At 70.7% G+C, this 14,360-nt stretch carries 10 protein-coding genes; 3 read left to right on the top strand and 7 right to left on the bottom strand.

Going from position 1 to position 14,360, the window contains the following annotated elements:
• Positions 1 to 186 precede the first annotated feature (186 nt).
• Positions 187 to 447, top strand: a complete 261-nt coding sequence (gene rpsT / locus ACFWQC_RS19730) for a 30S ribosomal protein S20 (RefSeq protein ID WP_378681665.1) — start codon at positions 187 to 189, stop codon at positions 445 to 447.
• Between the two features lie 217 nt (positions 448 to 664).
• Here the strand turns inward: rpsT and holA are convergent, their stop codons facing one another.
• The 5 genes from holA to leuS form a co-directional block, all read right to left on the bottom strand.
• On the bottom strand, positions 665 to 1,648 hold the full coding sequence (gene holA / locus ACFWQC_RS19725) for a DNA polymerase III subunit delta (RefSeq protein ID WP_378681662.1): 984 nt from the start codon (positions 1,646 to 1,648) through the stop codon (positions 665 to 667).
• A 126-nt stretch (positions 1,649 to 1,774) separates the two neighbouring features.
• Complete coding sequence (locus ACFWQC_RS19720; RefSeq protein WP_378681659.1) at positions 1,775 to 4,063, bottom strand: ComEC/Rec2 family competence protein; 2,289 nt, start codon at positions 4,061 to 4,063, stop codon at positions 1,775 to 1,777.
• Entirely contained in the window at positions 4,060 to 4,950 is an 891-nt protein-coding gene (locus ACFWQC_RS19715) for a helix-hairpin-helix domain-containing protein (RefSeq protein WP_378681656.1), read from the bottom strand. Before ACFWQC_RS19715 ends, ACFWQC_RS19720 begins: the two co-directional genes overlap by 4 nt.
• Before the next feature lie 115 nt (positions 4,951 to 5,065).
• The gene (locus ACFWQC_RS19710; protein WP_378681653.1) at positions 5,066 to 5,926 is read right to left on the bottom strand and encodes a DegV family protein; all 861 of its coding nucleotides are present in this window, start codon (positions 5,924 to 5,926) and stop codon (positions 5,066 to 5,068) included.
• Positions 5,927 to 5,977: 51 nt separating this feature from the next.
• Positions 5,978 to 8,461, bottom strand: a complete 2,484-nt coding sequence (gene leuS / locus ACFWQC_RS19705) for a leucine--tRNA ligase (RefSeq protein WP_378681650.1) — start codon at positions 8,459 to 8,461, stop codon at positions 5,978 to 5,980.
• A gap of 501 nt (positions 8,462 to 8,962) precedes the next feature.
• Here leuS and ACFWQC_RS19700 point away from each other — a divergent pair.
• On the top strand, positions 8,963 to 11,707 hold the full coding sequence (locus ACFWQC_RS19700; RefSeq protein WP_378681647.1) for a LuxR C-terminal-related transcriptional regulator: 2,745 nt from the start codon (positions 8,963 to 8,965) through the stop codon (positions 11,705 to 11,707).
• Between the two features lie 4 nt (positions 11,708 to 11,711).
• On the opposite strand, the gene ACFWQC_RS19695 is transcribed toward ACFWQC_RS19700, so the two are convergent.
• Together ACFWQC_RS19695 and ACFWQC_RS19690 are read right to left on the bottom strand one after the other, a co-directional pair.
• The gene (locus ACFWQC_RS19695) at positions 11,712 to 12,515 is read right to left on the bottom strand and encodes an MBL fold metallo-hydrolase (RefSeq protein WP_378681644.1); all 804 of its coding nucleotides are present in this window, start codon (positions 12,513 to 12,515) and stop codon (positions 11,712 to 11,714) included.
• A gap of 10 nt (positions 12,516 to 12,525) precedes the next feature.
• Positions 12,526 to 13,356: an alpha/beta hydrolase gene (locus tag ACFWQC_RS19690; RefSeq protein ID WP_378681641.1), complete on the bottom strand. Its 831-nt coding sequence runs from the start codon at positions 13,354 to 13,356 to the stop codon at positions 12,526 to 12,528.
• A 178-nt stretch (positions 13,357 to 13,534) separates the two neighbouring features.
• On the opposite strand from ACFWQC_RS19690, the gene ACFWQC_RS19685 reads away from it, so the two are divergent.
• Positions 13,535 to 14,359 carry an alpha/beta fold hydrolase gene (locus ACFWQC_RS19685; protein WP_378681638.1) on the top strand — a complete coding sequence of 275 codons (825 nt, stop codon included), beginning with the start codon at positions 13,535 to 13,537 and terminating at the stop codon, positions 14,357 to 14,359.
• Position 14,360 lies beyond the last annotated feature (1 nt).

The following is a 14,360-nucleotide window of genomic DNA, read 5'->3' as shown; positions in this document are numbered from 1 at the left end:
TGACCGAGATCACCACAGCCTACCCCGGAGTAGCTACGGGAGGTACGGCGATTTGAGGCCAAACGACGCGAGTCTGTAATCTTGACCGCAAGCGTGTTCGCGTAGGCCTCTCCCCTCTCATTTCCCCGAGGGGCCGGATTGAGAGCTCGCACCACCACACGTCGAAGTACTGGAGATCATTCACCCATGGCGAACATCAAGTCGCAGATCAAGCGCAACAAGCAGAACGAGAAGGCGCACGAGCGCAACAAGGCCGTCAAGAGCGAGCTCAAGACCGTCATCCGCAAGTTCCAGGCCGCCGCTGCGGCCGGCGAGAAGGACGCTGCGGTCGAGACCGCCAAGGTCGCGGCCAAGAAGCTCGACAAGGCCGTCTCCAAGGGCGTCATCCACAAGAACCAGGCCGCCAACCGCAAGTCGGCGATCGCCAAGAAGGCTTCCTCCCTCTGAGGTAAGCCCCACCGAAGCCCCCGTCCTCCGCGACGGGGGCTTTGTTCATTTGCCGAGAAGTCGCCCCCGTCGGCCGAGGCGTCACCCGCGCTGGCCGAGAAGTCACGTACGTCGGCCGAGTAGGCACCGTGCTGACATCTCGGCCGACGCGCCTGACGCCTCGGCCGACCGGGGTGACGCCTCGGCCGACCTAGGTGACGCCTCGGCGTGGTTGTGGTCAGCGCTGGCGAAGGGCGGCGATGGTGAGGACGAGGCGCTCGAGCGTGTACGCCGGGTCGCTGGCCGCGCCCTTGAGATCGGCGTCGGCTCGGGCGACCGAGCGGAGGGCCTCGCCGATGCCTTCGCGGGTCCAGCCGCGGGCGAGGCCGGCGACGGACTTCTGCTTCCAGGGCGGGGTGCCGCTGTCGCGGATCCCGGCGACGTGGTTGGCGACGGTGCGCAGCTGGCCGGCTACGGCGGAGAGGACGTAGACCGGGGAGGAGCCGGTGTCGAGCGCCCAGCGGATCTCCTCGAGGGCCTTGACCCGGTCGCCGGAGATGATCGCGTCGGCGATCACGTAGTTCTTCACCTCGGCCCGGCCGCCGAAGTATTGCTTCACATGATCCAGGCCGAGTCGCTTCGCCTCGTTGTCGGAGGCGAGCTGGCTGGCCGCTGCCGACAGGGCGCGGAGATCCTGGCCGACTGCCTGGATCAGGAAGTCAGCGCCCTCCTCGTCGATGCTCCCGCCGTGGCGCCGCACCTCGGCCTTCACGAAGCTCCCGAACTCACGCGCCTTCAGCTCCACCGACTTGTGCTCGGTCACCTTCGGAAGCTTGCGCAGCTTCGCAAGCGTGCCGCTGCCCTTCTGCCCTCCTCCGTGGACGAGGACGAGCGCGACCTCCTCCGCCGGCATCCCGGCATAGGCCACCAGGCTCTCGACCGACTCGTCCGGCAGGTTCTCGAGGTTTCGGACGACGACGCACCTGATGCTCGAGAAGAGCGAGGGCGCGCTCAGCTCGCCGAGCGTGGCCAGGGTCAGCTCGGCTGCGGTTGCCTCGGAGACCTCCGCCTCCGCGTCGTAGGCCTTCACCGCGGCCTTCGCAGCCGCGACCGTACGCTCCCCCAGGAACTCCTCCTTGCCGGTCACCAGCGTCACCCGGCCGAGAACGTCGGAGGCCGACAGGTCGCCGGTGGGGCTGGGTGCGGAGGCGGTGCGTGCCATGCTCAAACCCTCCCACACGCCACCGACATCCGAGCCTTGGCCGGCGCTTGCGTCGGCCAAACGCGAGGAGGTCGAGCGAGCGCAGCGGCTGAGCCTGCGAAGCCGCGAAGCGGGTCGAGACCGACGCTATCGAGTAACAACCGCCACTTCACCCCCGCTCTCGACGACCGCGACCGAGCCGTCACGGTCGGTGCGGTAAACCTTGGTGCCGCGGGCCTCGAGCCCCTGGACCGTGGGGGTGGCGGGATGGCCGTAGTCGTTGCCGGTACCGACCGGAACGAGCGCGACCTGCGCCCGCAGCGTACGCAGCCAGTCGAGGTCCTGATAGCGCGACCCGTGATGGGGCACCTTGAGCACGTCGACGTCGAGCTCTGCCAGGTCGTCTGCGAGCTGGTCCTGTCCCTCCGGCTCGATGTCGCCGGTCAACAGCAGACGCAGGCCGCGGGACTCGATGAGAAGAACCACGCTCGCGTCGTTGGCGGTGGAGCCGTCCCCGGGGCCGCGGGTGTCGGACTCGCCCGTCGGCCAGAGCACCTGGATCCGCACCTCACCGATGGTGGTCGTGGCCCCGTAGGGAGCCGGAACCGGCACCACCCCGGCCGCCCCGGCGGTCTCCCCGAGGACCCGTACGCCTTCGGGCGGGTCCTGGAGCCGCGAGGTCCACAGCTCGCCGACCCGCCGCCCGGCGAAGACGCCCTCGACGCCGTTGACGTGGTCGGCGTGGAAGTGGGTGATCACGGCGAGCGGAACGTCCTCGATCTCGAGGCGATCGAGACAGTCGTCGACGAGGTCCGGATCGGGACCGGCGTCCACCACGACGGCACTCCCCGTCCCGGTGCGCACCACCAGCGCGTCTCCCTGCCCCACGTCGCACATCACGAGCACCCAACCCGGCGGAGGCCAGCCCGGGCTCGGCAGCCGCACCAGCGCGACCGCGAGCAGCACCAGGCATCCAGCCACCCCGGTGACCGGATGCCGCAGGATCCGCGGCGCCAGGAAGGCGATCGCGGCACAGACGACCACGAGCACCGCCAGGGCCAGCGGCCCGGTCGCCCAGCCGACCTCCGCGGTCGGCAGTCCGGCGCCGAAGCGGGCCACCGCGATGATCCAGGCGACGCACCAGGTCGCGACCGTGCCCGCGACCATACCGAGCGGATCCCACACCAGCCCGAGCAGACCTCCCAGGAGACCGAGCACCGTCGCGGGTGCGACGGCAGGCTCGACGAGCAGGTTGGCGAGCACCGCGACGAGACTGACCTGGCCGGAGATGGCGGCGACCACCGGAGTGCAGGCCAGCTGCGCCGCTGCCGGGACCGCGATCGCCTCCGCGCACCACTGCGGCATCCAACGCCGCAGAGCGTCGCGCCATGGTGGCCCGAGGAGCAGGATGCCGGCCGTGGCCAGAACCGAGAGGGTGAACCCGATCGAGGTCGCCAGCCCGGGGTCGATCAGCAGCAGCCCGATCACCGCCGCGCCGAGCCCACGCAACGCTCGCTGGCGTCCGTTGTGCGTCATCGCCAGCAGCCCGACCGCACCCATCGCGGCGGCCCGCACCACACTCGGCTCGGTGCGGGCGAGCACGATGAACCCGAGGATGCCGAGCACCCCGACGGCGTACAGCCCTCTCCCCCGCACCCCGGCCCAGCGGGCCACGATCAGCAGGAACCCGACCACCAGGGTCAGGTTGGTGCCCGAGACCGCGAGCAGGTGGGTGAGCCCGGTCGTGCGGAAGTCGTCCTCGAGGTCGTCGGAGAGGCCGGTGTCGTCACCGTCGACCAGCGCCGGGACCAATGCCGCCTGGTCGGGCGGCCGGTGTGCCACCGCATCCCGGATCGAGGCACGCAGCGTCTCGGAGGCACGCCACCAGATCCCCGGACCGGCGACGACTCGAGGCGGGCCGGCGATCAGCAGCGCCGACTCCTCGTGGGAGTCGCTCTTCCCCAGGCGTCCGGCCGTCGACACCGTCGCCCCCAGCGGGATGTCCGCCCAGGCGTCGCCGCCGAGCACGACCACCGGCGTACGCAGCCGGTAGACCACCCCTCGGCCCTTGATCTCCCGCACGCTGGCGCGCCGGAGCTGGTACGTCGCGTGCTGACCCGTCACCTCCTTCGGGTCGGTGGTGATGGTGGCGATCACCCGCACCTGCGCCTTGCGCGCGGCCAGGTCCGCCACCGGGTTGTCGCTGACCCGGGCGGCGTGCAGGCCCGCGACGACCGCCGTCCCGGCGACCATCAGCACCAACGCCAGCGCCGTCGGGCGGTGCTTCCGAACGGCCCATCCGCCGCCGATGCCGAGGACCATGGCGAGGAGCCCGAGCAGAACCACCCCGGACCGTCCGCCGGCCACCACCACCGGCCCGGCCAACGCCCCCGCCCACGCACCGGCTCCGAGAAGCGGCAGTCGCAGGTCGTTCACAACGTGACCAGCGGTGCCAGCGAGTCGTAGGTCTTCGGTCCGATCCCGTCGACCTCGAGCAGCTCGTCGACGGAGGTGAACGCGCCGTTGGAGGTGCGCCAGTCGATGATCGCCTGCGCCGTCACCGGCCCGACCCCGGGCAACGTCTCCAGCTCCTCCAACGAGGCGGTGTTGAGGCTCACCCGCGCCCCGGGCGCACCGGCCGCCGGGGCGCCAGAGCCGGGCGCCGCGATGCCACCTCCCCCGTTGGGCGCACCGACCACGATCTGCTGACCGTCGCTGAGCAGAGCAGCGAGGTTGAGCCCGGCGAGCTGCTTGTGGGAGGCGCCACCGGCGGCTTCGACGGCATCCACCACCCGCGAGCCGATCGGCAGCACGACGATGCCGGGCTTGGGCACCTTGCCCTCCACATCGACCGTCACCGTCCCGGCCGACGCCCCGCCCGACGGCACCGCGGCCGTGCTCCCGGGCGCCATCGAGGCGGTCGGCAGCGCGACCAGCGGGGAGGCCGAGGGCGAGGCCCGGGCAGCCGGCACCACCTCCGGGTCGGCACGGATCATCCACCAGCAGGCCACCGCCAACCCGGCGACCAGCACCAGCGAGACGACGACCAGATGCCATGGACCGAGGCTCACCCGCCCGCGCAGCGGCTCGGGCAGCACCGCATCAGGCGAGATCACGACCTGCCGCCGAGACGCGTGGCGTCCCGGGACCGGCACCAACGGATCCAGCTCCGCGGTGTCGGTCGCTCTCGGCCCGTCCCACCACGGCGGCTGCCAGTCCTCCTCGCCCTCGTCCTCCTCCCCCGGCGGGTCCAGCTCGGCGCGCAGCTGCTCCAGCCGCCGGGCGACGGCATCGGCGTGATCAGAGGTCGGTCGGGTCCGCATGACGCCGAAGCTATGCGCCCGCGCCGACACATCCGAGCGCGTTCTCAGCGCCTGTGGACAACCCGATCCTCAACCGCCCCTGTGGACGGTAACCGGCCCAAGAACGGGCCCAGAATCAGAGCTTGGGCCCCACGACGACCGCCACACACCCGGGCCCCACATGCGCACCGAGGACCGCACCCAGCACCCCGACGCGTACGTCGCCATTGATCTTGCCGCCCAGCTCGGCGCAGAGCCCCTCGGTCATCGCGGCCGCCCGGTCCGGGCTGCCCAGGTGAGCGACGACGATCTCGACGGCGTCCGCGTCCTCACCCGCCTCGACCCCGAGCGCCTGCAGCCGCGCGATCGCCCGCTCGGCCGTACGCACCCGCTCGTGCGGCACGACCCGCCCGTCCTCGATCGTGAGGAGCGGCTTGACCGCCAGCGCCGTCCCGAGCAGGGCAGCAGCGGCTCCGATCCGCCCGCCGCGGCGCAGGTACTCGAGCGTGTCGACGTAGAAGTAGGAACGAGTGGCGGCGACCCGCGCCAGCGCGGCCTCGCGCGCCTCGGCAGCGCTCCCGCCGCGCCCGGCCACCTCCGCGGCAGCCAGAACCGCGAACCCGACCCCGGGCCCGACCAGCCGCGTGTCCACGGTGGTCACCGGCACCGGAGCCTCCCGCGCTGCCAGCATCGAGGACTCGCACGTCGCGCTCAGGTCCGCGGAGAGGTGGATGGAGACGATCTCCTCGAAACCCTGCGCCGCGAGCTTTTCGTAGACCTCTGCCAAGAGTGCCGGCGAGGGCCGGGAGGTCGTCACGGTCTTGTGCGCCGCCAACGCCGCCAGCAGCGCTTCGGGCGATGTCTCCTCCACCCCGTCGTCGTACGACGTCCCATCCACGATCACCTGCAACGGCACCGATGTGATCAGCTCCGTGGCATCCCCGAGATCGGATGGAAGCATCGCGGTCGAGTCGGTCACGATCGCTACCCGGGCCATGTCAGAAGCCTACAGATCGACCCATCGCCTCGACAGCGCGAGCCGAGCCGATCAGACGACGATGTTGACGAGCTTCGGCGCGCGGACGATGACCTTGCGTACGGTCTGACCCTCGATCGCGGCCGCGATCGTCGGGTCGGCCAGCGCGGCGGCCTCCAGGTCGGCCTCGGAGATCGAGGGCGAGACCTCCAGGCGCGCACGCACCTTGCCCTTGATCTGCACGACCGCCGTCACTACGTCCTCCACGAGCAGCTCGGGCAGAGGCGTCGGCCACTCAACCCGCGCAACCGTCGGCTCGTGCCCCAGACGCTCCCACATCTCCTCGGCGGTGTAGGGCGCGACCAGCGAGAGCAGGATCGCGACCGTCTCCGCGGCCTCACGTACGGCGGGGTCGGCGGGACCGACACCGGAGTCGATCGCCTTCCGGGTCGCGTTGACCAGCTCCATCACCCGAGCCACGACCACGTTGAACCGGTAGGACTCGATCAGCTGCTCGGCCTCGGCGATGGTCTTGTGAGTCGTACGCCGCAGCGCCACGTCCCCGTCGGCGACCGAGACATCCGGGGAGGACGTCACGTCCCCGGCCAGGCGCCAGGCACGCTGCAGGAACTTCACCGAACCCGCCGGCGAGACGTCGGCCCAGTCGATGTTGTCCTCCGGCGGGGAGGCGAAGACCAGGGTCAGCCGGGTCGCGTCGACGCCGAACTCCTCCAGCACGTCGGACAGGTTCACGCCGTTGCCCAGCGACTTCGACATCTTCTTGCCGCCGTTGATGACCTTGCCCTGGGACAGGTACGCCGAGAACGGCTCGTCCCAGTCGATCAGGCCGATGTCGCGCAGCGCCTTGGTGAAGAAGCGGGCGTACATCAGGTGCAGCACAGCGTGCTCGTCGCCGCCCAGGTAGAAGTCGACCGGACCCCACTCGCGGGCCAGCTCCGAGGAGAAGGCCTGGGTCTCGTCGGTCGGCGACAGGTAGCGCAGGAAGTACCACGACGAGTCCACGAAGGTGTCCATCGTGTCCGAGTCGCGCGTGGCCGGACCACCACACTTCGGGCAGGAGACGTTGACCCACTCCGAGGCGGCCGCCAGCGGCGAGACACCCTTCGGCTTCAGGTCAGCTCCGGCCAGATCGGGCAGCTGCACCGGCAGCTGGTCGTCCGGCACCGGCACCTCGCCGTCGACCGGGCAGTGGACGATCGGGATCGGCGCGCCCCAGTAGCGCTGCCGCGACAGCAGCCAGTCACGCAGCCGGTAGTTGATCGTGCCCTTGCCGTGGCCCTCGGCCTCCAGCTTCTCGATGATCTTGTGGATGCCGCTCGCCTTGTCGGCGACGCCCTCCAGCTCCGGCGAGTTCACGTACGCGCCGTCACCCACGGTCGCGACGTACGTCTCCTCGGGGTTCTCCGCACCCGGCACGTCCACCACACGGCGCACCGGCAGCGAGAACGCCTTGGCGAAGTCCAGGTCGCGCTGGTCGTGGGCAGGGACGGCCATCACAGCGCCGGTGCCGTAGTCGGCCAGCACGTAGTCGGCCGCCCACACCGGGATCTGCTCGCCGTTGACGGGGTTGGTCGCGGTGACGCCCAGGTCGACACCGGTCTTGGGACGGTCGGTCGCCAGGCGGTCGATGTCGGAGGCCTTGCGTACGTCCTCCAGGTAGCCCTCGAGCGCAGCAGCCTGCTCCGGGGCCACGATCTCCTTGGCCAGGTCGGCGTCGGCGGCGACGACCATGAAGGTCGCCCCGTAGAGCGTGTCGGGACGGGTCGTGAAGACGGTGACCTTCTTGGTCCCACCTGAGGTCAGCGAGATCTCGAAGTCGACGTGTGCGCCCTCGGATCGGCCGATCCAGTTGCGCTGCATGTTGACGACCTTGCCGATCCAGGTGTCCTGCAGCTGGTCCAGACCGTTGTACAGCTCCTCCGCATAGGCGGTCGTGCGGAAGTACCACTGCGTCAGGTCACGCTTGGTGACCACGGCGCCGCAGCGCTCGCACTCGCCGTTGACGACCTGCTCGTTGGCCAGCACCGTCTGGTCGTTGGGGCACCAGTTGACCGGCGACTTCTTGCGGTAGGCCAGGCCGGCCTCGTACAGCTTCAGGAAGATCCACTGCGTCCACTTGTAGTACTCCGGGTCGGAGGTGTGCAGACGGCGCGACCAGTCGAAGGAGATGCCGTAGCGCTTGAACGACTCCGCCTGGGTCTCGATGTTGGCGTAGGTCCAGCCGGCGGGGTTCTCGTTGCGCTTGATCGCGGCGTTCTCGGCGGGCAGGCCGAAGGAGTCCCAGCCGATCGGGTTCAGGACGTCGAAGCCCTTCAGCCACCAGTAGCGGGCGATCACGTCGTGCAGGGCGGTCACCTCGGCGTGACCCATGTGCAGGTCGCCGGAGGGGTAGGGGAACATCGTGAGCGCGTAGCGCTTCTCAGCCCCCTCGCGCTGACCCGCCTTGAACGGCTCCAGCTTCTCCCAGATGGGGCGCCATTTGTCCTGCAGCTCGGTGACGTCGTACGTCGCGTGCTCGGCCTGCTCCTGCGTCATTGGTCTTTCGTCCTTGTCGAGTGTCGTGCGTCAAGACTGCTTCTGGAGACAAAGCTCCGTAGAACTAAAAAGGCCCCTCACATGGAGGGGTGGCCGCGTGACCGGGGTGTGTCCCTCAGGGTCAGCGCGGCTGCCTAAGAAGCAGGACAGACATCTGCATGTGTCCAGGGTAGCCGACCACCGCCGCCACCGTCATTCGCAGTCCTGCCATACTCCCGCGCCCGGCGCCGATGACAGGGTCGAAGTCCTCTAGAAACGCACTTTCGATACCTCATGAGTTCCGCCCTGCAGATCGACCGACAGAAAATACCGCCGGAGGGGCCTTCACCTATTGCGACGGCGCATCTGAGCGTGCCAAACTGGCGGCGCTCCGCTGCTCGTGATGTCGGTCGTGAATGAGGACCCCCCCATCTCATCCAAGGAACGCTCCGAGCAGCGGAGTCCAAGTTTTAGGGCATATGGGTCATGCGCCACGGCCGTCCTGATGGCTAACGTCGCACCGTGGGAAGCGACCCGGAGCGGCATGGGGCCGCACTCGTCGGCAGAGCAACAGAGCAGGCACGCCTGGCCGCGTTGCTGAGACGTATGCGGAACGGCAGCGGCGGGTCGATCGCCGTCCTCGGCGAACCGGGCTTGGGCAAGTCCGCGCTGCTCGCCGCGGCCACCACCGGCACGAGCCTTCGGGTGGTCCGGCTCGACGGCTACGAGTCCGAGTCCGACATGGCGTTCGCCGCGGTCCAGCGGCTGGTGACGTCGCTGCACCCCGAGTGCGGAATGCTCCCGGAGCAGCAACGCCGCGCCCTGCTCGTCGCCTCGGGCGAGGCGGACGGACCGCCGCCCGACCGCTACCTGGTCGGCCTCGGGGTCCTCGGGCTGCTGGCCGCCGCGAGCAACGGGCACGGCATCGTCTGCACGATCGACGACGCCCATCTGCTCGATCCGGAGAGCCTGGACGCGCTGGCGTTCGTGGCCCGCAGGATCGCGGTCGAGCGCGTCGCGGTCGTGTTCGCCGGGCGCGACGAGGCCGGCCTGGCCGAGCATCTGGGTGGGGTGCCCCAGCTCGTGCTGGCCGGCCTGGACCCCGACGCCTCCGTGCGGCTGCTGAACCGTGCGGCAGCGGAACCGCTCCCGCCGTCGGTGGCCCTGGCGATCGCCCAGGCCACCGGCGGCAACCCGCTCGCTCTGATCGATCTCGCGGGCGAGTCGCTGGTCCACGAGCTGCCGGACCTGGGCATGGCGGGCGAGCCCGTCCCCGTCGGTCGCCACCTCGAGGCGCACTACGTACGCCGCGTTCGCCAGGCCGACCAGGCGGTCCAGACCTGGGCGCTGCTGGCCGCGGCGGACTCGACCGGCAACATCGACCTGCTCGCCGCCGCGGGCGCGGAGCTCGGACTCACCCTCGAGGACGCCGACCGCGCCGAGGTCGCCGGGCTCGTCCAGCTCACCCCGACCGTGCGGTTCCGCCATCCCCTGGTGCGTTCGGCGGTCTACAACGCGGCCTCTGGCGTCGAACGACGCCGGGTCCACCGTGCCCTCGCGCAGGCCGCCGACCGGGCGGACCTGACCGAGGCGGAGGCGTGGCACGCGGCGCGAGCCGTCGGAACCGACGAGGAGGTCGCCGCCCGGCTGAACCTGACCGCGGACCTGGCGGCTCGACGCGGCGGCCTCGTCTCCTGTGCGCGTCTTCTCGCCCGTGCCGCCGAGCTGAGCCCGCCGGGCGAGGCACGTGCCGTACGACAGGTCGGCGCCGCGGAGGCGGCGCTGGCCGTCGGCGCCGCGCACCTCTCGCGGCGGCTCGTCGAGGACCTCGACGAGGAGTCCGCCGACGCGGTCACCCGAGGCCGTGCGCTGCTCGTCCACAGCTCGCTGGCGCTGCTGCGCGCCGAACGGGACGGGGTGATGAGCGGTTCGGCCGACCACCTGCGGGCCGCCGATCTCTTCCACGGTTTCGACGACGTACGCGAGCAGGACGCCCTGCTGCGGGCCTTCGACCGATGTTCGAGCGCCGACCGGCTCATGACCGGCGTGACCCAGGCCGAGCTGGGCCGGAGGATGCTTGCCGGCGCGGACCTGGACGGCCGGTGGTCGGTCGTCCTTCGCGGGCTGGCTGCCTTGATCCTGGAGCCGTACGACACGGCGCACCCGAAGGTTCGGGCGGCGTTCGACGCGGTGCTCGCCCTGCCCGATGACGAGATCATGTACTTCGGCAGCGTGATCGCCGGCCTTGGTGCCTACCTGTGGGATGACGGGGGCCGAACTGCCGGCCTCGACCGCGCCGCACGGGCCGCACGCGATCAGGGCGCTCTGCTCGTGCTCGACACGCTGCTGTGGATCATGGCCCTCTGCGAGGTCTACGGCGGCTCGCTGCACCGCGCCGGCCGCTGTGTGGAGACGCATCGAGAGGTGCGGGTCGCGATGGGCTACGAGGACGCGAACGTGCCCAACGTCGCGGTGATGGCCTGGTCCGGCGAGCCGCGCGAGCTGGTCGAGGCCGTGGCCGACGGCGCCGGTGCGCTCGGGTTCGGCGGAGTGCAGTTCTCGGGGATCGAGGGGCTGGTCGCGCGTGACCTCGCGGACCGGCGCTACCAGGACGCCTACCAGCGCCACAGACCGCTGGTCGAGGAGCCGTTCCTTCAGGTCACCCCGATCTGGTACGCCGACTTCGTCGAGTCAGCCGTACGCTCCGGCCACCCAGACGTTGCGCAGCGGGTCGCTCAGGACCTGGCGAGACGGGCGGCGGTCAACGGCATGCCCTGGTGCGAGGGGGCCGCCCAGCGCGCACTCGCCCTGGTGAGCCCGGACGACGAGGCGGAGGCCCACTACCTCGCCTCCGTCGCGGCCCTGCACAAGACGCTGGCAGAGACCGAGCTCGGCCGGTCGTACCTGCTCTACGGCGAGTGGCTCCGTCGCGTCCGGCGGCGCCGTGAGGCGGCCGAGCAGCTCCGGCTCGCGCTGCGCCACCTGCGCCACAGCGGCGCCGAGATCTTCGTCCCGCGCGTCCTGGCCGAGCTCGAGGTTCTCGGCGCCCGGGCCGACGACGTCGAGAACACGGACGCCGCCCCGCCGCTGGAGCTCACCACCCAGGAGCACACGATCGCGCGCCTGGCCGCGTCCGGACGTACCAACGCCGAGATCGCCGCCAATCTGTTCATCAGCCCGAACACCGTCGACTACCACCTGCGCAAGGTCTTCCAGAAGCTCGGCATCTCCTCTCGCCGGCAGCTGGCCGACCGCCTGAACGCCTGAACGCCTACACCGGCAGACGCAGCGGTACGCCCGGCGTCGGCCAGCGGAAGCGGTCCGCGATCCCAGGCGGAGCATCGGCCAGGTCGGCGAGGATCCGGTCCCGCCCCTGACGAAAGTGCGACCAGCCCTCGTAGTGCACCGGCACCACCGTGACCGGTTCGAGCAGCCCGCACAGCTCGACCGCTTCCCGACCGCCCATCGTGTACGCGAGCGGCCCCGTCACCGGGAACCCGACACGTCCGAGGTGCAGGACCGCGGTCCCGACGTCGACCCGGGTCGCGACCTCGCCGAGACCGCCGTAGAGCACCGTGTCCCCCGAGACCCAGACGGCGCCGTGCTGTTGCCCCTCCCACGTCAGGGAGAAGCCGATGACATCACCGACGATCGGCCTGCTGCCTCGGATTCCATGACGTGCAGGGGTAGCGGTGACCGTGACCGCCGGACGCCCCGGCGCCTGCAGCACCGTGGTCTGCCACGGCCGCAGGCCCCGGACCGACCGGCCCAGCCCCGACCTGGTGAGCCTGAGCGCGCCCGAGGCGGTGGTGGCCACCACCCCGACGTCCGGCAGCAGCGCCCGGCCGGCGTCGTCGAGGTTGTCGGCGTGATGGTCGTGGGTGAGGAGGACGGCGTCGATGGGGCCGATCTCGGCGGCGGGGACCGCAGGACCTGCGGTCTTCCGCGAGGACGTCCCCCAGCCGAACCGGTACGTCCGGCCGGGGGCGTCGAAGGTCGGGTCGGTCAGGATCCGCCACCCGGCCACCTCGAGGAGGGTCGTCGGCCCGCCCACATGGGTGAGGCTGAGGTCCATCGGGTTGCCTTCAGGACACGGTGGGCTCGGCGGACCCCCGCTGTACCGCGTGGGAGAGCGCCCACTCGAGCGCGTGGTCGGCGATCTCCTCCCACCCCGGGCCCGCCACCATCAGATGCGGCCGGCCCTCGTACGTCTCGTGCTCGGTGACCGTGCCTTCGCCTTTGTAGCGCTTGACGTTCGAGGCCTGCACCGACGGCGGCATGATGTGGTCCTCGGACCCGGACAGGAACAGCAGCGGCGCGCGGTCGGCGTTCTTGAAATCGACCCAGGCGCCCTGGTGACCGGGCTGGAAGTTCGCCAGCACGGAGTCGAACAGGACGCGACCCGAAGCCGGGATGTGGTAGCGCTCGTAGAACGCCAACGACTCCTCCTCGGTGTAGGTGTTCGTGAAGGCGTACATCCACTGCTCGGCGTCGAACCCTACGGCGCGGTGATGGTTCGCCGGGTTCTTGAGCACCGGGAAGACGGAGCGCAGCTGGCTCCACGGCGTGGCCCGGACGCCCTCGGTCGGAGCGGAGTTGAGGACGACGCCCGCGGCTCCGTAGCCGTGTTCCATCACGACCTGCGTGAACGCCCCGCCGGCGGAGTGGCCCATGATGATCGGGGCCGTGTCGAGCGTGTCGAGGAATGCCTCCAGGTGGGAGACGATCGCTTCCAAGGTGAGGTCCGCGATCGGGGTCGGGTCGGCGCGGAGGGCCTCCACCTCGACCTCGAAGCCGGGATAGGCGGGGGTGTGCACGGTGAAGCCGTTGGCCTCGTACCGCGCCTTCCAGTTCTCCCACGACCGGGGTGTGACCCAGAAGCCGTGGATCAGGACGATGGTGTCCGGAGTGCTCATGTCAGGTTCCCTCTCGGGTGCTGGGGCTGGGACGCTCCGATCGTCCATCGAGTCGCGATGCGCCGGACCACGTACGACACGTAGTCCCGCGGGACTACGCGGTCCACGTGGTCCACAGAGCCGGGTGGCTGGGCGAGGCTCGTCGGGACAGGACCCAACCGACCGTGGGAGGAAGCCGATGCCTTACATCACCGCCGACGACGGCGCCCAGATCTTCTACAAGGACTGGGGCGACAGCGGGAGCCCCGTGCTGCTCAGCCACGGCTGGCCGCTCAACTCCGACGCCTGGGAGGCCACCGCTCTCTTCCTCGCGGAGCACGGTCACCGAGCCGTCGCCCATGACCGCCGGGGCCACGGCCGCTCCAGCCAGACCTGGTCGGGCAACGAGATGGACACCTACGCCGACGACCTCGCGTGTCTGATCGACGCGCTCGACCTGCAGGACCTCACCCTCGTCGGGCACTCGACCGGCGGTGGTGAGATCGTTCGGTACGTCGGGCGGCACGGCACCGGCCGCGTCGCCGGCCTCGCCCTGGTCTCGGCGGTGCCGCCGCTCATGCTGCGGACCGAGGACAACCCCGAGGGGCTACCCATCGAGGTCTTCGACGAGATCCGCGCCGGGGAGCTGGCCAACCGGGCCCAGCTCTACCGCGACCTGGCCGACGGGCCGTTCTTCGGGCACAACCGCAACGGCGACGTCCCGCAGGGATCTCGCGACGCCTTCTGGCTCCAGGGCATGGCCTCCGGGCACCGTGGCGCCTACGAGTGCATCGCGGCCTTCTCCGCCACCGACTTCCGGCCAGACCTGGCCAAGATCGACGTGCCGACGCTGGTCGTGCACGGCGACGACGACCAGATCGTGCCGATCGAGGTCGGTGGCCGCCGCTCGGCCGAGCTGATCGACGGCGCGGAGCTGAAGGTCTACGAGGGTTCCAGCCATGCCCTCCCGGACACCGATCGCGACCGGCTGCACGCCGACCTGCTGGCCTTCATCGACCGATGAC

The organism is Nocardioides sp. NPDC058538 (assembly GCF_042719275.1).
Lineage (GTDB): Bacteria > Actinomycetota > Actinomycetes > Propionibacteriales > Nocardioidaceae > Nocardioides.
This window is presented reverse-complemented; position numbering and strand designations above follow the sequence as displayed.